The following is a 20,083-nucleotide window of genomic DNA, read 5'->3' on the forward strand; positions in this document are numbered from 1 at the left end:
GGATCCGTCTTGATTACAAGGTTCCATCACGTGGACTTATTGGTTTCCGTACCGAGTTCTTAACTGAAACTCGCGGAACTGGTTTGCTACACCACGTCTTTGATGGTTACGAGCCATGGTTCGGAGACATTCGTACTCGTGCAACTGGATCACTTGTTTCAGACCGCATGGGAACAGTTACTTCATATGCTCTGTATGGAACACAAGATCGCGGAACTATTTTCGTAGAACCAGGCGATGAAGTGTACGAAGGTATGGTTATTGGCGAGAACTCTCGTAACGATGACATGGATGTTAACTGTGTCCGCGAAAAGAAGCTAACAAACATGCGTGCTTCAGGAACTGATGAATCAGAACGTTTGATTCCACCTAAGAAGCTCAACATGGAAGGTGCACTTGAATTCTGTCGCGAAGATGAATGCGTCGAAGTAACACCTGCAGTTGTTCGTATTCGTAAGGTTGTTCTAAACGGCGACGAGCGAGCACGTGCTACTTCTCGTGCAAAGAAGGCAAACCTCAACGTTAACTAACAGGTAATTCACAGAGAAAGCCCCGCACTGATAATTAGGTGCGGGGTTTTTTCACTGTTTGAGCATTCACAATTGTTCCCTGGTTCCAGGATCTTTCAGGGTTGATCCCTAATATCTAGTTCAAAGTACTTGATAATCAATTCGTGGAAAGAGATGAAAAAATGAAGAAGAAGCAACTTCTACCAGTCGCAATAGTCGCCGCAGTATTGGCTATTGGTGCAGGTGTAATCACCGCCGACACACTTATCTCTTCGCGGATCCAATCGCGCGTGTATCAACAACTGCCGGATGCAGCAGATGTATCTGTATCTATTCCGCTTCAAAATATTCCAAGTGATCTGACTTCAGATACGATCAAGTTAGCCAAAATCAATGTTGGACGTGGCGATACTGGAGATGCCAAGTTCAAGCCATCACTTTCGATTGCAGCCCGCAATATTGCGAAGAAACAACCAAACATTGTTGGTTCCCTTGAAGTTACCGCAACTATCCCTGCAGCCACGATTACACAGCAAGCCGAGTTTGAAAATGCTCAAATTGTCGGCAACACCTTACAAGTTTCAGTTGGATCAGGTGGTTTAGGTAGAGCCATATTAATGCCTAAGTTTTCAAATAATCAGTTGTACTTTGAACTCAAAAGCGTCTCGCTTTTTGGAAGCGAAATCCCAGCCTCTTCCTTACCTGCCGATGTGCAAGCACAGATCAAGAGCCAGAGTTTGCGAGAGCTCTCAATCCCTAAAGGTATGAAAGTAAAATCAGTCTCATTAAGCAGCAAGGGGCTTGCACTGAAGTTGTATGGAAACAATATTGAATTTGGTAATTTAGGAACAATCTTTAAGGAGAGCTAATGAAACTGGACATCAAGAAAGTTCTTCCAAAGGATCCATTTACATATCTCGGTCATAAATCTATTCGCATCATTACTGCTGTGTATCTGCTCATTGTTGTAATCCGCAGTTGTGTTCATCTATTTGCATCAGATGGTGGGGCAAATAGCATTGCAGGTATAGATGTTTCGGTGGAGGGTGGAGACAACATCATCGCCATCTTCCACCAATGGGGAGCTATTCAATTAATCCTTGCAGGCCTTCTTGTTGTGTTGTTTTTCCGCTACCCGGGATTAACCCCATTGGTTGTGTTGACCCTTGCGATTGATCCGATAATGCGCGCACTAGCTGGACAGATGATGTCTGTGACCTCACAAAGCACACCACCTGGTGAGGCTCTGAACTGGCCAGCCTTCTTCACCCTTGTGCTCTTATTTGCTGCCGCCATTGCGGAAAGAAGATCTTCTAAGGAGAGATAGTCAGATGACTATTGAGGAAACGCAACCTGTAGTCGATATCCGTGCCCCGGCACGGTATCGACCGTTTTTTTACCATTTAAAATTCCGACCCATGAATCAATTACAGCCGTACCAACGCCTGAATCAACAAAATCTAAATCAGTACCAGGACCATCATCTGAGATCAGAATCTCTGTCTGACTTGATGCGTTTGTTGTGACAGACACAAATGCATTCTTTGCCGGTCCATGAACAAAAGAATTAAGTAGCCCCTGTTCAATGATTCGGTAAGTACCTAACAAAAATAGAGAATCTAGTTGCTCGCTGCTTTCATCGATTTCAATCAAAACAGCCATACTTGATTCATACTGCACAACCAGAGATTCGATCGAACCCTTTAATCCACCAGTCTCAAAATTTGGCGACAGGACTTGAATAAGGTTCTTTAAATCTGCGCTACGTGTATTTTCTAGTCGCGCTAGGGCTCGGTCGATAACCTCATTTACTTCAGCAGATGAAGCGCCCTGAATAGATTTAAGTTTCATTCCAACAACCATGAGGTCGGATTGCACCCGATCATGAAGAAATGTCGAAGTCTGACGTCTAATCGCTTCATCAAGATTAACCAACTCTTCGCGGTCAGCTTTAAGTTGCTTTACTAAGCGATTTGCTTCCTGGAGACGATTTGCAATGCTTCGTTCGGCTCTATGCATCACATAAAGTGCGAAAAGACTTAACACCAAAGACCCAATGAATAAACCTGGAGTAAGAGTCAATGCTGGGGGGAAGTCATAATCAAAGCGCTCAACGAGAATTGGTCGGGTGATTGGGAAATATAGAAACTGGAATGACTGAGCGAAAGCAACTTCAAGAATGTATGCAATGAGGCTTTTACTGCTCCAAAAACGGTATCGGCCACACAGATAGGCCAAAATCGCAAAACTTAATGCAGGTGGTATTGAAAGTAAAAGGATGAAAAAAGCCGCCTCGTATCTAGCTATACCTTGTGGCTCTTCCAACATCAATGGTGCGAATCGAGAGAATTGAAGCGAGAAAAACAGGAGGAAGATCAGATACGGGTTATACGGATATGGACCGATCAGAGCCAGCAGCCGCTTGATTTTCAGGGACATTAATTCATTCTCATCAATTCCATATAGCGAAGCACAGCAGCTGTTTTTAAATCATCACTTGGAGCAGAGTCGGGTAATAACACAGCGTATGAACGTGACAACTCCTTACGGACATATGAATAACTGAGGTCTAACTGCAGAGCAATATCTTGTGCGCTTTTACCTTGGGCGCTCAGGGACATAATCGATCGTTGACGCGGAGTGAGTTGGAAGTAGATAGAGGATTTAACCTCTGCATTCTCAACTTCACCTGCCGATACTTGCTCCCAGTTTCCCTTACCTGATGAAGTTAACTTAATGATGTCCACATAATCTTGTAGGGCCATATCAGCAGACTTATCAAAAAAAGACCATCCACTGCGCATCGCTTTAGGAACGCGACCTACCATTTGCGAGACTGAGTACTGTGAGTAAATAACAATGCCGATGTACTCATTAATGTTTCGTAGTGCAATACCTAGCTCGATTCCATTCAGGCCATTTTGATCTAATGCAAAATCAATAAGTGCCACATCGGCTTTGCGAACCAAAGTTCTATTCAGTACCTCATCAGAATTTGAAAAAGAACCAATAATTTCTAAATCCTTCGATTGCCCAAGCATCTCACCCAAGATTCTGCGCAGCGCAGAGTCATTTTCTACGTAGAGCAGACGGGTTGATCTCATGTCTGATTTTCTCATAGCCGAAGTAAAGCAGAGCAAATGACTGTCACATTTGTTCTCTTTTCTAAATCAAGGTCACAGATGTATTGACTTGAATACCTTCCAAAGGCATTTTTTCGTGGGCCTAATTATTTATTTACGCTGTGTTTATGAGTATTCCAGCCAGCACCCGTCGTAAATACATAAGTAATTTCCTTGCAATTGTGTTAGCAGTAACTGGTTTACAAGCCATTGCAATTAGTTCTGCCCCGACTGCATCAGCTCTAACTTGGACAAATGTTACTGGTCTTACTGTGCGAGGGAACTTGAACCATATTAGAACAAGCAACGATGGCTCTGTTATTGGTGCCGTGTCAAAGGGGCAAAATAACTCAAATCTTGGAGATCTCTACTTGTCGCGAGATTCTGGTGCAAGTTGGACAACTACAACTTCGGATCGAACTACATCCAATGGGCTTTATAGGCTTGCAATTAGCGGAGATGGAAGCCTAGCTATCGCCGGCGATGATGCATACATTCTTCGAGCTTCTTACTCGGGCTCAACTTGGAGTTATTCCAACCGTACGTGGAGTAGCCCAACAGGTTCAGGGACAAATCAACGCTGTGCTGGATATGGCCCCAATTTTAACTCCTTTGCAACCAGTACTAATGGTTCAAAATGGGTTGCAGGTGCTCGCGATGAATCGTGTGTATATACATCGGATAACTCTGGTGTGGATTGGTCTAACTCAAATACCGGTGGAACCAACTTTGGATCTGCGATCAGCGCGGACGGCACAGTTAGGGTTACATCAAATTCAAATGGAAACCTGTATAGAAATTCCGGGTCCGGTTGGTCTGCGATTACTACTTCAGGTCTGCCAACATCAACAGGTTGGTCCGGTATAGCTTGCGATTCAACATGTACAAAAATGGCTATTTACACCTATGGCGGGAGGGTCTATACGACATCAAATTCAGGCGCAAACTGGAGCGCCGGGGGCTCTCCTAATCGGAATACTTCAGATCTCTCTATGAGTTCAGACGGAAGCGTAATTGTATCGACCGATGGCGCGGAAATATATATATCAAAAGATTTGGGCGCTACTTGGTCTAGCGAAGGGCAGACGGGTAAATCTTGGACTGGTGTGACAGTTAGTGGAGATGGCACGAAGATTTATGCCTCAGCACTTGATGGAACTATTCGTAAGGCTGATATTCCACCCACTATAAGCGTGGCGTGTAGTGGTGGTGGCTCATTTAGCATTGAGAACAATGTTGTCATGACAAGCACATTAGATTGTGCTGGTGCGGTAGTGATACCTGATGGGGTAACTTCTATTGCAACAAATGCATTCTCCAGATTTTCCAAATTGGATGATGACGAAAGAATTACTTCAGTTACTATTCCAAATACAGTAACCACAATCGGCGCTGGCGCTTTTCAGGATAACCGTAAAGTCTCCTCTCTCACTATTGGCTCTGCCGTTACTACGATTAGCAACGATGCCTTCAACAATCTTTATGCACTAACCACGCTAGTAATTCCAGGAAGTGTTCAAACTATCGGTGCTCGAGCATTCGCAAACGTTAACCTCACTTCCCTCACGCTCAACGAAGGTCTCGTCACAATTGGTAATTCTGCTTTCCTAGGCAATAAACTTGTAACTCTTGTAATTCCAAACTCTGTGACGACCATTTCATCCGAAGCTGCTTTTGCTGGTTATGGTCTTATTGAGACACTTACTCTGGGAAGTGGTCTAACGACAATTGGTAATAGAACTTTTGAAGGAGTAAGCAGACTGCAGTCACTAACGATTCCGCCAGGTGTCACGACTCTAGGCACAAATGCTTTTAGGGACTACGCACAATCAACTTACACATATTGTGGTACTTCGTTGACGGCAACAGTTCTAAATAGTGCGGGTTTGACTGGAAAAACAAAAACTTGCCAAGCAGCACAAACCATTACCCGCACCTCAACCTCACCGTCATCACCTGTTAAATCTGGCACCTACACACCAGCGGCAACTGCTAGTTCATCCCTAACTGTTGTAATCTCAATTGCAACTGGATCTGCAAGCGTCTGTTCGATCTCAGCAGGGGTTGTCACCTTTAACACCGTTGGAAGCTGCGTTATTCAATACAACCAGCCTGGAAATACAAGTTACTCGGCAGCAACGCAGGTGACTGAGACTTTAACTATCGGCAAAGCCACTCCAACATTTTCAACCTGGAGTGATGTTTCGAAGAACTTTGGAGATTCCCCATTCACGGTGACAGCACCAACTGTTACAGGTTCCTTAGGCGGCACATTCACATACTCATCTGCCACCACATCTGTCATTAGCGTCTCAGGCACAACACTTACCGTTGCCGGTGCTGGCAGCTCTGTCATCACAGCAACCTTTACCCCAGATGATTTGACCAACTACAACATCACAACGATCAATATGACGGTCACAGTTGGTAAAGGATCACCAACATTTTCAGCCTGGAGCAATGTTCCTAAGAACTATGGAGATTCCCCATTCACGGTGACAGCACCAACTGTTACAGGTTCCTTAGGCGGCACATTCACATACTCATCTGCCACCACATCTGTCATTAGCGTCTCAGGCACAACACTTACCGTTGCCGGTGCTGGCAGCTCTGTCATCACAGCAACCTTTACCCCAGATGATTTGACCAACTACAACACCGCAACGACCTTTATGACGGTCACAGTTGGTAAAGTGAATCAAGCTACCTTGTCAGTAGCAAATAAGTCATTATGGGCACACCAAACTGCGTCCCTCTCGTCATGGACAGCAACTGGAGGCTCAGGAACTGGAGACCTAACTTACTCAGTGACATCTGGACCTTGCACAATTTCATCAGGAGTACTCTATGGAAATCCAGAGGGTCCAAATGGCCGCAAGGTTTGTACTCTTACAGTGACTAAAGCGGCAGACACAAATTACAACGCGATCACATCAGCTTCATTCACCGTCACGATGGCATTTTCATTCAGTCAAAATAAATTGTCTTTACCGAGTGGTGTGACAACTGCAACGTATGGAACACAAGTTCAAATTACATCTGAATCTTTGAATGCAATTTCAGGCCAAGTCTCTTTCCTAGCGGGAGGACAACTGATAACTGGTTGTTCCAATATTTCTGTCACGGCTTCGCCATGGAAGGCTACGTGCAATTGGACACCGAGCATTTCTGGTTCGATTATCCTCACAACAGATTGGGTTCCTGAGGATACTAATACGTATGCAACTAGTCTTAACACGAATTCATATTCGGTGGTCGGTACGCAGTCAGCACTGACAATTAGCGTAGCTAAGATAGTCACGACAACTTCTCTCGCTCTGAGTACACCAACCTCTACTTATGGATCTATAAACACGATTACAGCGACAGTATCAGCGCCAGGAACTGTCACCTTTAAGAGTGGTGGAACAGATATTGCTGGATGTGAAAGCGTTGCCACCACTCTTGCCTCACCATACACAGCGACTTGTCCATGGATCCCAACGGGGGTTGCCTCATATTCACTCACTGCTGTTTTAACGCCGACTGATACGGTCGCATACTCAACTGCAACATCAACGGCGCTGACCCCAACATCTGTTAAGTCCCCTATAACAATTACTCCAACACCTGGCCTGACAAAGGTTTTTGGTGCACAAAATCCTCCGCTGACTTACTCAATATCTTCGGGTGCGCTTGTGCTCTCAGATACCTTGTCCGGAGAACTTGCCTATGTAGGTAGCGACGCTGGCTCTTATGCCATAAATTTAGGGACACTTACAAACGCCAACAATCCCATGTACGAAATTACTCTCGCCTCTGAAACTTTTACCATCACCAAGGCAACCCAGTCGGCAGTCAGCTTGTTATCGTTGAGTTCTGCCTACAACCCCAGCAATAAAACCGTCACGCTGACGGGCTCTGGCGGAACCAGCACAGGAAGTTATGAATACGCTCTGGATTCATCAATCAGCACTTCTGGATGCTCAGTTAACGGTTCAACACTTACTTATATAACGGCGGGAACATGCGTCATAGGGGTTACTCGAACTTCAGATACTAATTACCTTTCTCGAACCGATGCTGTTTCATTCTCGATTGGCATTGCTAGTCAGACCATTACTTTTGGGTCACTGTCGGAAAAGAATTACTCAGCTGAAACCTTCACAGTAAGTGCTACTTCTTCGGCTGGTCTGACTGTTGTCTTTACATCTGCCTCACAATCAGTTTGTACGACATCAGGCACATCTGGCAGCACAATTTCCCTGTTAGGTGTTGGAACATGTGTAATCAATGCGAACCAAATTGGAGACGCAAATGTCTCTCCTGCAAGTGAAGTGTCACAAATCTTTACGGTTAATCCCCGTGCGATCACGGTGACAGCAGATGCTAAGACAAAAGTCTATGGAACTGCAGACCCAAGCTTTACTTACACAATCACTTCAGGTTCACTCGTTTTGGGTGATGCAATCACTGGAGCACTTACAAGAGCAGCTGGAACGGATGTCGGTGCCTATCAAATCCAACAGGGAGCACTGATAACTGCAAACAATCCAAAATATGCAATTACTTTTGTGGCGGCAGATCTTTCTATCACTCGAGCCACACCAACACTTGTTCTGACCTATCCAAATTCAAATGTTGCAATCTTGCGACCAGGGGCTGTTAGCACACCAATAGTTACTACTAGCTCGAGCTCGGGCTCACTCACTTTTGCTACAAGTGCGGCAAGTTCAATCTGTACTATCAACACGACAACGGGTGTGATTTCACTCTTTGGTGCAGGAATTTGCCCTGTTGCAATGACTACTGCAATCACAACAAACTTCATCCAACACACAGAGACAACGACAGTAACTGTTGCACTCTTGAGTACATCCCTTGAAGGTATTAATCAGAGCGATTTAGTCAGCATGGGCCAGCCATTTTTTGCCCATGCCAGCGTTGATCAGGCTTACTCCTTTAGCAGTGGCAACAATGGCGCATCTGTGGCCATTCCTGCAGGAGCACTTGATCCACTTGTTCCAATTTCAATTCACCTTCTCACGGATTCAGCAGACCAGCGCGAAATGATTGGCGGCACCGGAACATCAGTTCTTTCCGTGGTGGTCTCATGGGTAGCACCAGATGGCTCAGTTCCAAATACCAATACAGGTAAAGCGATTTCGGTAACGTTGACAAATCCTGACATTAAGAAGGATGCCAAGATCTACAGCATTATCGGTAATCAGAGCAAACTTCTTGGAACTGCAACCGCTGATGGATCTGTGACAACGTTGATTACCGAAGATCCGGTGTTGTTGGTCATTAACCCAGTTGCGACCCCTCCAAGTTCGGGTAGCGGAGGCGGTGGGTCGACCTATGTAGATCCAACTCCAACCATTGATCCGTCAATTGCAGCTGCAGCCAAAGCGCTTGCAGATGCAAAGGCAGCAGAGGCTAAGGCAGCAGCAGATGCCAAGGCAGCAGCAGATGCTAAAGCCTTAGCTGAAAAGAAAGCTGCTGAAGAGGCTGAATTATTGGCAACACTGAAAGCAGCGCAAGAAAAGGCAGATGCCGAAGCATTAGCTGCTGCAAAGAAAGTTGCAGATGAGTTAGCAGCAGCTCAGTTAAAGGCTGAGGAAGAGCTAAAAGCTGCAGCTGCACTCAAGCTAGCCGAAGAGCAGAGAATCGCTGCAGAGCGAGTAGCTGCTGCAAAGAGGATCACGACCGTGTATTCAACTTCCGCAGCCTTCAAGCTCAATAAGACTTACACAAACCGCTTAAAAACCAACACAAAGAAGATTGCCACTGGCAGCACAGTGACCTGTATTGGATATGCCAAGAGTTCAAAGACTCTGACATATGCAAAGGCCAAGGTTATTGCTACTAAGCAAGCGAAGGCGTTGTGTTCATCAATGAAGAAGATCAACCCAACATTGAAGACAAAGAGCATTGTGCATCCAGCTAGCAAGGCTCCTGTGACCGCAGTGAACAAGAAGTGGATTCCAGTTAGCTATCGCGTTGACGCAGCAGTGAACTAATGATTATTTACAGTTCGATTGTGGAAAGCATGGTCCGCAAGTCATTTCAGGCTGTGCAAGATCATAATTATGATGAGCTTCTCAAAGGTGTTTCATCAAGGAACTTGACGCATCGCTTTGCCGGCGCAAACTCCTTAGGTGGCATACGACATGACAAAGTCGCCCTTGAAAAGTGGTTTAAACGTGTCGGGACTGTTCTGCCAGAGCTTAGATTTGAAATTAAAGATGTGCTTGTAAGTGGCGGTCCATGGAAAACCACCGTTGTTGCGCGCTGGGTAGCTAGATGCACCTTAGAAAATGGCGAACCATATACAAATCCTGGTGTACACATTATTAAATTGCGGTGGGGTAAGGCATATGACTTTGATGTCTACGAGGATACTTTTGCGGTCACAGCAGGACTTGAGAAACAAGCACAAGCAGGAATTACAGAGGCCGTCGCCCCTCAAATAGTGAGCTGATACTCCTTCTGCGAGACCGATTTGTCGGACTCTTCAGGCAAGATTCTCACTGTGAGTAAGCAGCCATTCAGCCTTGTACGACAGGTACTTAAGGCTGCCCCTGTTGCACTGGACGCGGAACAGTTGGTCGTTGTCGCACACCGTGGATCTCCACTTGTTGTTCAAGGCGGACCAGGTACCGGAAAGACAACTGTTTTAGTTGAAGCCGCCTTGGCTCGTATTGAAGAAGGGCAAAACCCAGATTCAATTTTGCTACTTACCTATGGACGCGAACGAGCATCAGAACTTCGCGATGCAATTGCGTTGCGCACAACCAAGACCATGTTTGAACCGTTAGCACGCACATTCCACTCTTTAGCTTTTTCGATTTTAAAGATGAAAGCAAAGTCAGATCCTGATCCAATTTTGCTCAGTGGTCCTGAACAAGAGAGCTATATCCGTGAATTACTACAAGGTGATATCCAAGATGGATACAAGGAATGGCCAGAAGATTTACATAAGGCGCTCACGACAAATGGTTTTGCCCGCGAACTTCGCGATTTGATTTTGCGTGCATCAGAACGTGGGATCGATGCTGATGAATTAGCAAAACTTGGAAAGCAAGAGGGCGAAAAGTATTGGCAAGCCGCAGCTGCCTTCTGGAAGCGGTATTCAAATTCGATGATCATGCGCGAAATCAGCGCCCAGGATGCCAAGCTACGTATCGATCCATCCGAACTAGTTTCGCGTGCATCGATTCATTTACGTAATAACCCAGACTTGCTAGATCAACTGCGCAATCGATTTACAATAATCATGGTTGATGAGTTCCAGGAAAGTGATCCGGCACAACGCGAACTATTGGCCTTGCTTGCTGGCAACGATGTAATCATTTGCGCAGATGCTGATAGCGCCGTTGGACGATTCCGCGGAGCAGATCCTGATGGTTTAGCCGCAGCTCTTGACCCGTATCGCGCGAATGAGATTGTTCTTTCTCATGTGTATCGCAACGCAAAGGCGGTCTTTGCAGTTGGGCATGAATATGTTCAGAGTTTCCGTGGGTCGCCAGTTACTCGCAAGCGCTACGAAGCCAATGAAAATCAAGGCTTTGTAGGGGTCCATCGCTTTAGAAGTACGGCCGAAGAAGCAGCCTTTATCGCCCATCAATTCCGCAGCGCACATTTGCGTCAAGGTATTTCATATAGCGACATGGCAGTTGTTTTGCGCACACCAGGAGTTCAAGCATCTGCTTTGCGCCGGGCATTTTCACAAGTTGGTATTCCAGTTGCTTCTGAACTTCAGGCATTAGCTGGCAATCCTGCAATTACTCCGTTCTTGCTGTTGGCACGGGTTGCAATTGGGGCACAACCACTCAATTTAGATACGGCCGAGCGTTTGCTACTTTCTGAATTTGGTGGCGCTGATTCAATTTCGCTTCGCCGCATGCGCAGAGCCATGATTACTGCGCGTCCTGAAGGCGATGAACGTTCCGGAACCCAGCTGTTACTAGATGCAATTCTTGATGGACAGTTATTTGTTGAAGGTGCAGACAGCGTTGTACGAGTTCATGAATTGCTCAAAGGTGCAAAAGCCATTGCGCGCAACAAAAGCGCGTTAGCCGATGATCTGTTGTGGTTTATCTGGGACAACGCACTAACAAGTGATGGGCAGAAGTTAGCAAACGCATGGCGCAACCAAGCGTTGCGTCCCGGAATCCGTGGAGCTGCTGCCGATCGAGATCTTGATGCGATGATGCAGTTGTTTGATTCTGCTGCGCGTTATTCAGAGCGCTTTCCATTGTCAGGCCCGGCAGCATTTATTGATGAAGTTGCGCAAGAAGAAATCGCCGGCGATGTCATCACCGCCAAAGGCATCCGCCCAGATTTCGTAGAAATTCTGACCGTGCACAGTGCAAAAGGTCGCCAGTGGGAAATAGTTGCAATCGCAGGTTTACAAGAAGGAACCTGGCCAAACCTGAAGCAGCGTTCTTCCTTGCTAGGTGCTGAACGTTTAGTAGAACGCAAGCGCAACCCTGATATTCCACGTGATCAACTAGATGTAATCGCGGCAAATGGCTTAATGCAGGATGAGCAACGCTTGTTCCATGTGGCTCTAACCCGTGCACAACAATCACTTTTTCTCACCGCTGTGCAACGCGAAGATGAAGAACCTTCGCAGTTCTTTGAAGCAATCGAAGTCATGGTCAATAAGACCGATGATGAGGATGAACATGTCATCACCGATGTTCCACGTCCAATTACCGCCCCAGCTTTGACGGCCGAACTTCGCGCTCAGTTAGCTGGACCGAAGGCAAAAGAGGCCGCAGCGTTGCTCAAGGCCATGAGTACCGAAGGAATTCATTTGGCTAACCCAGATAGTTGGATTGGTTCAGTTCCATTAAGTACTGATGCACCGGTTATTGATCCAGACAAAGAAGTTGTTGTTTCGCCATCGGGTGCAGAAAGTTTCGTCGAATGTGGCGTTAAGTGGTTCCTGCAAAACAATGGCGGATCAGATGGTGATAGCACCGCACAAGTCTTGGGTTCTGCGATTCACGCTTTTGCGGCAAAGATGGTGCAAGAGTCAGGAACAACCCGTGAACAGTTAATTGATTCGCTACGAAGTTCCTGGAAATTGATTGATCCAGAAAGTGGCTGGGTCAGTGCATCACATCTGGAATCTGCGGTCATAATGCTTGAAAAGTTTGCCGAATATCACAAAGAGACTAAGCGCGAAATTAAGGGTGCTGAAATTCGCTTTGATGTAAAGCTAGGGCGTGCTCGAATTATCGGAACCGTGGATCGACTTGAAGTTGAAGCTGATGGATCACTCTTCATCATTGATTTCAAAACTGGCAATACTGCAATTAGCAAAGAAGAAGCCAAGAAAAATCTGCAGCTTGCTAGTTATCAATTAGGTGTCCATGAAGGTGGATTTGTTGATGGAACCAAGAGTTCTGGTGCAGAACTGGTGTACTTAGGAACAAGCAGCGCCGGCGCATCTATCCGGCCGCAGCATTCAATTGATTTGGAAGAAACCAAAGCAACGATTGAAACAATCGGTGAAGGCATGGGAGCTGCAACTTTCTTTGCAACAGTTAACAAGCGCTGTAAAGGCTGCCCAGTAAGGAAATCCTGCCCAGTTCAAAGCGATGGCCGGGCGGTGATCGAGCAATGACAATTAACGAAAACATTGATCGATTGACGCCTAAGTACACACCCGAAGAAATCATCGCCAAGCTTCAGGCGCATCCAAAGTTTGGTTCACAGATCAAACCGATTACCAAGCATCAATCAGCGATTATCAGTAGTGGTCTAGAACCAGCTGTTGTTATCGCAGGTGCTGGTTCTGGCAAGACTGAAACTATGAGCAACCGTGTTTTGTACCTGGTCGCCAACGGTTTTGCCACACCTGATCAAATTTTAGGTCTTACCTTTACACGTAAAGCTGCCGGCGAATTATCAGTTCGTATTCGAAAGCGCTTGCGCCAATTGTCACAATTGCCAGAATTCAAACACATAACATCCAATAGCACCGCAGTGACTACGTATCATTCATATGCCGGTAAGTTGTTAAGCGAGCACGCAATCCGTTACGGAATCGATGCTGATGCCGAACCATTGGGCGAAGCTGCAATTTGGCAGATCGCATCTGATGTTGTGCGTAACTGGTCTGATGATTCATACCGCAATGACAGCGCGGTCAGTACTGTGATCAAAGATTTGCTGGGACTTTCTAAGTTCATGTTAGAGCATCAAGTAAAGGCCGCAGACATCGAAATAATTGGAAACGAGATGCTTGCGCAGTTGCAGTCACTTGCTGGTAGCACTAACGAAGATACCCGCGCAGTTGCTCGCGCGATGCGTCAACGTAATTCATTGCTACCCATGGTTGAAACCTTTATGGAACGCCGCAAGGCTGCAGGTGAATTATCATTTGATGATCAGATGTCGTTAGCTGCAGACATTGCGCAAAACTTTGAAGATGTGGGCACCCTGGAACGCGGCAAATACAAGATTGTCTTATTGGATGAATATCAAGATACTTCGCAATCTCAGGTGCGTATGTTGTCTTCGTTATATGGAAATTCTGTCCAAGAAACTGGCCACCCAGTAATGGCGGTGGGAGACCCATCGCAGGCTATTTATACCTGGCGCGGAGCATCAGCCGGCACCATGGCTTCCTTCCACAAATACTTTCCTAAGGCTCAAGGCCAAACCGGGGATGCACAGTTCTCGTTGCCAACAACTTTCCGTAATGATGCAATCATCTTGGCTGCAGCAAACACCATCAGCGCTGAAATAAAAGCTGCAGGTGGTCAGCAAGTTGTAGAACTAGAAGCTCGTGATGGTGCAGGTGCGGGTGAGCTTGCCTATGGTATTTATGAAACAGTAGAAACAGAATCACAAGCAATCGCCGAATACTTCAAGGCGTTGTGGAACCCCGAAAGTAACAAATCTTTTGCAGTATTGGTGCGAAAGCGCAGTCAAATTACTTCTATCGAAAACGCATTGCGCGAACAAGGTTTGCCGGTAGAAATTATTGGCATTGGAGGTTTGATTCATATTCCAGAGGTTGCAGATGTTGTTACTTTGATGAAGATCATCACCGATCCTGATGCTGGTTCCTCATTAATGCGCCACTTAACTGGAGCTCGTATCAATTTAGGCCCGCGAGATATTGCAGCACTCGGTGCATTCAGCCGTGAACGCGCTAAAGCGATGCATGCAGATTCCAAGAGTTTCATTAAAAAGATTGCAGCCGGTAACCCTGATCAATTAGAAGCAGATGATCAGTTCGCAGGATCCATCATTGACGCACTTGATGAGATTGCCTCTGCCAAAAAGAGCGGATTCAGTGATCTTGGATATCAGCGCCTTGTGACATTTGCACAGGATCTGCGTCGTTTGCGTGCTCGCGCAGGTGGGCAGATCACCGACTTAGTAACTGAAATTGAAAACTACTTAACCCTTGAATCAGAAATTACTTTGCGCGAAGGCTCACAGAGCGGACGTCGTCACTTAGATCGTTTCTTGGATGAAGCAGCAAAGTTTGAACGCAGCGGCGGATCGGTTTCAGCATTTTTGGATTGGCTAGATGTCGCATCAGATGAAGAGGGCGGCCTAAAGGTTGGAGCCCCTGAAGTACGCACAGATGTTGTCCAAATCCTTACCGTTCACATGGCAAAGGGCGCGGAATGGGATGTAGTTGCCGTCCCTGGTTTATCTGAAGGAACCTTCCCCGGAGTAAATCGCTCTGACCCAGATAACTGGTTAAAGAATGAAAAGCATGTTCCATTTGCCCTGCGCGGAGATGCACACGAGCTTCCACTTTTTTCTTTAGATGGCATTACTAAGAACAGCGACGCTTCCAAGGCGATTAAAGAGTTTGCTCGTCAATGTGTGGATCAAATCAAGATGCGAGAAGAAATGCGCCTTGCCTATGTTGCTGTTACTCGTGCTCGCACACATCTAATCTGCACAACTTCATGGTGGCGAGATGGTGCAAACTCAGTTTCTCCCTCAAATATTTTTACGTTAATTGCAGGAGCAGCAAGTGCCAATGGTGGTCGCTTGATTTCTGATGTGGCAGCACCTGATGATGATGCCGAGAACCCAACCCTTGAAAATCCACAGACAGCCGTTTGGCCACGAGATTACTTAGGGGATAAGCGCGCACAGTTTGATGCAGCTATGGAATTAGTTAATGCATCCGATGTTCATCCATTGCTTGATTCGAAAGATCCAGAAGTTAATTCTTGGATTATGGATGCGCACAGTTTGATTACAGAACAACGCAACCGTGCATCTGATGTTTTACACGTACCTTTGCCTACTCGATTATCAACCTCAACCTTGGTTGCTTTGCATGAAAATCCACAAGAGCTCGCGCTCAATATTCGCCGCCCAATGCCGCGCGGACAAGATCAATATTCACGTCGCGGAACCGCTTTCCACTTGTGGGTTGAACGCCAATTCACCGATGCCGCCACATTATTTGGTGATGAATACTTGGATTACTTGGATCCACTAGATGATGATTCAAAATTAGAAGATCTAAAGGCTGCTTGGCTCAAGAGCGAATTCGCTAATCGCACACCAGCACGAGTTGAAGTTCCCTTTGAAACCACTATCGCTGGCGTATTGATTCGAGGTCGAATCGACGCCATTTATGCATCTGGAGATGGCTTCCAGGTGGTGGATTGGAAGACTGGTTCCAAGCAGCTGGGTAAGTCTGCTCAGGTTCAATTAGCTATGTATCGCTTGGCATGGGCCAAGTTATCTGGCTGTGACATTTCCAAGATCTCTGCGGCTTTTCATTATGTTCCAACCGGAGTCACGGATAAGCCTTCAGATTTGTTAGATGAAGCTGCCTTGATTGCGCTGATTACTTCAGTTGATCAGGCTTAACCGCTGATGTTTTTAAGATCCCATTTCTAGAATAGGGATTTAGAGAATTCTTACTCGCACTGGCAAGTGATCACTTACCCCCGTCGCAACTGTCGGCAAAACTTCATATTGATCGGGCTTCAAGGTATCGCTCAAGATGTAATCAAACTGAACTTTGCCACCCCATGATGGATATGAGTTTTGCTCAACTAAAGAATTCCACCTTGAACCAACCGCGGGCAGACCCTTGGGCAGATTCATATCACCGATAATTAAAACTTGCGTTCCATACTGCGCGGACAAGCGAGCTGCCCACTTCTTGATTTTTCTCAATTGACGATAATTTACAAATGGAACAAATGAAAGGTGTGTATTAATTACTGTCCAGCCATTGTCTAGTGTGGCAGCTAGTGCAACTCGCGGCTCATCTGCAACATAGATGAATCGCACAGATTGTTTACCTTTTTTGTTTTCGGCCGGAATAACTAAGGGCATCCCAAAGGGAGAGTTACCTAATTCCAAACGATCCCAATGCTTAACCGGAACCTTGGATACCAATCCAATTCCATAACTACCTTCAGTGTGTGAGCTTTGGTTGGCTGCCAAATTTTCTTCATTAACGATTTTTAGGTCAAGTGAATCTAGCGTTCGCCATTTAGATCCTGGCTCGCCAATAATTACCGGAGCAAATGCCCAATGAGTAGTTCTCATTGCTTCTGCAACCAATCTGGCCTGCGAAACAACGCCTGACCTTGCCAAACCCTCATCAACCTCTTGAATTCCAATGACATCAGCGCCAACAGTTTGAATCGCTTCACCCAGCTTTTGCTGGTCGGCAGCAAAGTCATTGGTGGGCGGAATAGCCATTCCGTGCAGCAAATTCCATGAGGTTACGCGCATTGCCCAAGGCTAGTAGCGTTCACCCCTATGAGCGCGCGCAACCCTGAATCCATCCCGGCTTCGCTCTCGCCTATCAATCGCGAAAGCGAATTGCGCACAGATGCGGCCAAGTTAGCCCAGTTATGGCAAACCGCTCAGATCATTCACTTGGTTGATGCCCGTTTAAGCGCAGCCGATGATTCATTAACCTTTATTGATGCAGCTACAGTTTCAGCGCTAAGTGATGTTTTTGTCCAAGGTGATCGTTTCTTCTTAGGAATCGGCCGCGATGACAATCAGGCCTACTTTGCTTGGCACACGACGTGGATCAACAAACCAGAAGATGATGGCACTGAAGAGTTTGAAAAGCGAAAGTACGAAGGCTTTAAATCTTTGCGCGAACTTGGTGGCACTTTAGATGCCGATGAATTAGCACTTGCCATGCACGCAGTTGGTTTAGCAAACTGGCATGCAACCCATACGCATTGTGCGCGTTGCGGCGCGCTGACTAAAAGCGATCTTGGCGGAAGTGTTCGAGTCTGTCCTGAGGATTCAACACAACATCATCCGCGAACAGATCCTGCAGTGATTGTTCTAGTCAAAGATAAAGATGATCGAATCCTGTTAGGCCACCAACCAGTTTGGCCCGCCAAACGTTTTTCAACATTTGCAGGTTTTGTTGAAACCGGAGAATCTTTTGAAGAATGCGTATCCCGCGAAGTCTTTGAAGAAGCTGGTGTGTATGCATCAGAGATTAAATACTTAACCTCTCAGCCTTGGCCATTTCCTGCATCGATCATGATTGCCTTTGAAGCCATTACACATCGCCCAGAAGAAGCCCGTCCCGATGGTACTGAAATTACTGAAGTACGCTGGTTTTCCCGTGATGAAATGAAAAAAGCTGTTGCTGACAATGAAATCTTGTTGCCACCAACAATGTCAGTTGCACGTCGAATGATTCAAGCTTGGTACACACGCGTTGATGGATATACACGGGACCAATTGCGCGGTGGTGAATCGTGGAGACCGTAGGAAACCCACGCGCAGAAGAGATTATAGAAGCGCTAGATAATGAACAACGCGCAGTAGCACTTGCTACACGTGGCCCGGTCTGTGTAATTGCAGGAGCTGGAACAGGTAAGACCCGCGCAATCACACACCGCATTGCATATGCCGCAGCGATCGGAACAATGGATCCACACAAAGTTTTAGCCCTGACCTTTACTGCCCGTGCTGCCGGAGAAATGCGCACACGGTTGCGTTCATTGGGCGTTCCAGCTGTTGCTGCTCGCACAATCCACGCAGCTGCGCTGAAGCAATTAACCTTCTTCTGGCCCCAGGTTTTTGGTGGCCGAACACCAGATTTACTCACAACTAAGAGCGGATTTTTGACCGAAGCGATTAAACGCGCACAACTGCAAGGCGAATTATCAATTACATCCCGAGATCTACTGCGCGATATCGCAACAGAGATTGAATGGGCCAAGGTTTCACAGGTCGCACCTTCAGATTACTTAAGCGAATCACAAAAGCGCACCGTTAAGCCGCGCATTAATCCGGAACAATTGGCCAAGGTCTACACCGCCTATGAAAGTGTGAAGCACCAAGAGCGTGCAATCGACTTTGAAGATGTATTACTGCTGACAACTGCGATGATTGAAGAAGAACGTGAAGTTCGCGAACGTGTTCAGGATCAATACCGATTCTTTACGGTTGATGAATATCAGGATATTTCTCCGCTGCAGCAACGTTTAATCAACGCCTGGCTAGGTTCTAGACAAGAGCTGTGTGTTGTTGGCGATCCAGCTCAGACCATTTATTCATTTGCCGGGGCAACACCTGTTTTCTTAAACTCCTTTACGCAACGCTTTCCAGAGGCTGAAGTTGTGCGCCTAACTACTGGCTACCGATCAACGCCAGAAATTATCTTCACCGCAAATAGCATTCTGCGAAAAGGTGCCATGGGCAGTGAACTAGTTGCAATCAATGATCACGGTAGCAAGCCAACGATTAGTGCATACGGCGATGAATCAGCTGAAATCGCAGGAATCGTTAAAGACATCACCAAGTTGATCTCTGAAGGAACACCTGCACAAGAGATTGCAGTTCTGGCGCGCACTAATAACCAATTAAACGGTTTAGAAAAAGCAATGAACGCGGCAAACCTGCCGTACCAAGTTCGCAACACTGAAAGATTTTTCGAACGCAAAGAAGTCCGCGAATTCCTAAAGCAAGTTCGTACGGCATCGGTTATTCCTACTGAAGGTGTTATTTGGTTAGATGAACTGCGCACTCTTGCTCAACCATTTTTAACTGGGGGAGCAATTGATGGAATCGCAGCACTGCTTCACTTAGCGCGTGAATTAGATAGTGATAGCGGATTTACTCCAAAGAATTTACGAACCTACCTTCGCGAAGTTGAAGATCGAGTCCAGCAAAACAATCCACCAACAATGCCGGTCACAACCCTTGCGACTCTGCATGCGGCAAAAGGTTTGGAATGGGAACGCGTTTTCTTGATGGGCGTGAGCGATGGAATCTTGCCGCTTGAAAACAACAGCACCACAGGTGATCAAGCATCAATTGATGAGGAACGACGCTTGTTCTATGTTGGTATCACCCGTGCAAAATCAGATCTTCGACTGAGCTATCGCGGCAAAGCCTCACGATTCCTGGCTGAAGCAGGCCTAGCCAACTAGTTCTATCTCTTCTCAAATACCCTATTTACGCTCATTTATGCGG

General features: G+C 46.4%; 11 protein-coding genes and 1 pseudogene. 9 read left to right on the forward strand and 3 right to left on the reverse strand.

Features of this window, described 5'->3' with window-relative positions:
- The 3 genes and pseudogenes from AC9UC2_RS06360 to AC9UC2_RS06370 form a co-directional block, all read left to right on the forward strand.
- A pseudogene (locus AC9UC2_RS06360) lies at positions 1 to 530 on the forward strand (translational GTPase TypA); the annotation flags it as partial.
- 161 nt (positions 531 to 691) lie between these two features.
- Positions 692 to 1,378: a hypothetical protein gene (locus AC9UC2_RS06365; RefSeq protein WP_509526599.1), complete on the forward strand. Its 687-nt coding sequence runs from the start codon at positions 692 to 694 to the stop codon at positions 1,376 to 1,378.
- Entirely contained in the window at positions 1,378 to 1,836 is a 459-nt protein-coding gene (locus AC9UC2_RS06370) for a hypothetical protein (RefSeq protein WP_509526601.1), read from the forward strand. The genes AC9UC2_RS06365 and AC9UC2_RS06370 overlap by 1 nt, the downstream gene beginning before the upstream one ends.
- Before the next feature lie 8 nt (positions 1,837 to 1,844).
- Here AC9UC2_RS06370 and AC9UC2_RS06375 read toward each other — a convergent pair whose 3' ends face one another.
- Together AC9UC2_RS06375 and AC9UC2_RS06380 are read right to left on the reverse strand one after the other, a co-directional pair.
- Complete coding sequence (locus tag AC9UC2_RS06375; RefSeq protein ID WP_509526603.1) at positions 1,845 to 2,948, reverse strand: sensor histidine kinase; 1,104 nt, start codon at positions 2,946 to 2,948, stop codon at positions 1,845 to 1,847.
- A complete protein-coding gene (locus AC9UC2_RS06380) occupies positions 2,948 to 3,613 on the reverse strand; it encodes a response regulator (RefSeq protein WP_509526604.1) in 666 nt (221 codons plus the stop codon). Before AC9UC2_RS06380 ends, AC9UC2_RS06375 begins: the two co-directional genes overlap by 1 nt.
- Positions 3,614 to 3,759: 146 nt before the next feature.
- Here AC9UC2_RS06380 and AC9UC2_RS06385 point away from each other — a divergent pair, with 146 nt between their 5' ends.
- Genes AC9UC2_RS06385 through AC9UC2_RS06400 form a run of 4 tightly spaced genes read left to right on the forward strand, consistent with a single transcriptional unit; the run spans position 3,760 to position 16,483 of the window.
- A complete protein-coding gene (locus tag AC9UC2_RS06385) occupies positions 3,760 to 9,633 on the forward strand; it encodes a leucine-rich repeat protein (RefSeq protein ID WP_509526606.1) in 5,874 nt (1,957 codons plus the stop codon).
- Between the two features lie 29 nt (positions 9,634 to 9,662).
- Positions 9,663 to 10,094 carry a nuclear transport factor 2 family protein gene (locus AC9UC2_RS06390; protein WP_509526861.1) on the forward strand — a complete coding sequence of 144 codons (432 nt, stop codon included), beginning with the start codon at positions 9,663 to 9,665 and terminating at the stop codon, positions 10,092 to 10,094.
- Positions 10,095 to 10,145: 51 nt separating this feature from the next.
- The gene (locus tag AC9UC2_RS06395; protein WP_509526608.1) at positions 10,146 to 13,250 is read left to right on the forward strand and encodes an ATP-dependent helicase; all 3,105 of its coding nucleotides are present in this window, start codon (positions 10,146 to 10,148) and stop codon (positions 13,248 to 13,250) included.
- Positions 13,247 to 16,483, forward strand: coding sequence for an ATP-dependent helicase (locus AC9UC2_RS06400; protein WP_509526610.1), 3,237 nt, complete (start codon positions 13,247 to 13,249; stop codon positions 16,481 to 16,483). The genes AC9UC2_RS06395 and AC9UC2_RS06400 overlap by 4 nt, the downstream gene beginning before the upstream one ends.
- 39 nt (positions 16,484 to 16,522) lie before the next feature.
- Here the strand turns inward: AC9UC2_RS06400 and AC9UC2_RS06405 are convergent, their stop codons facing one another.
- A complete protein-coding gene (locus tag AC9UC2_RS06405; RefSeq protein ID WP_509526612.1) occupies positions 16,523 to 17,362 on the reverse strand; it encodes an endonuclease/exonuclease/phosphatase family protein in 840 nt (279 codons plus the stop codon).
- Between the two features lie 27 nt (positions 17,363 to 17,389).
- Here AC9UC2_RS06405 and nudC point away from each other — a divergent pair, with 27 nt between their 5' ends.
- Entirely contained in the window at positions 17,390 to 18,373 is a 984-nt protein-coding gene (gene nudC, locus AC9UC2_RS06410; RefSeq protein ID WP_509526614.1) for an NAD(+) diphosphatase, read from the forward strand.
- A complete protein-coding gene (locus AC9UC2_RS06415; RefSeq protein WP_509526616.1) occupies positions 18,361 to 20,040 on the forward strand; it encodes an ATP-dependent helicase in 1,680 nt (559 codons plus the stop codon). The genes nudC and AC9UC2_RS06415 overlap by 13 nt, the downstream gene beginning before the upstream one ends.
- Positions 20,041 to 20,083: the final 43 nt, after the last annotated feature.

Source organism: Candidatus Planktophila sp. (assembly GCF_036734405.1).
Taxonomy (GTDB): domain Bacteria; phylum Actinomycetota; class Actinomycetes; order Nanopelagicales; family Nanopelagicaceae; genus Planktophila.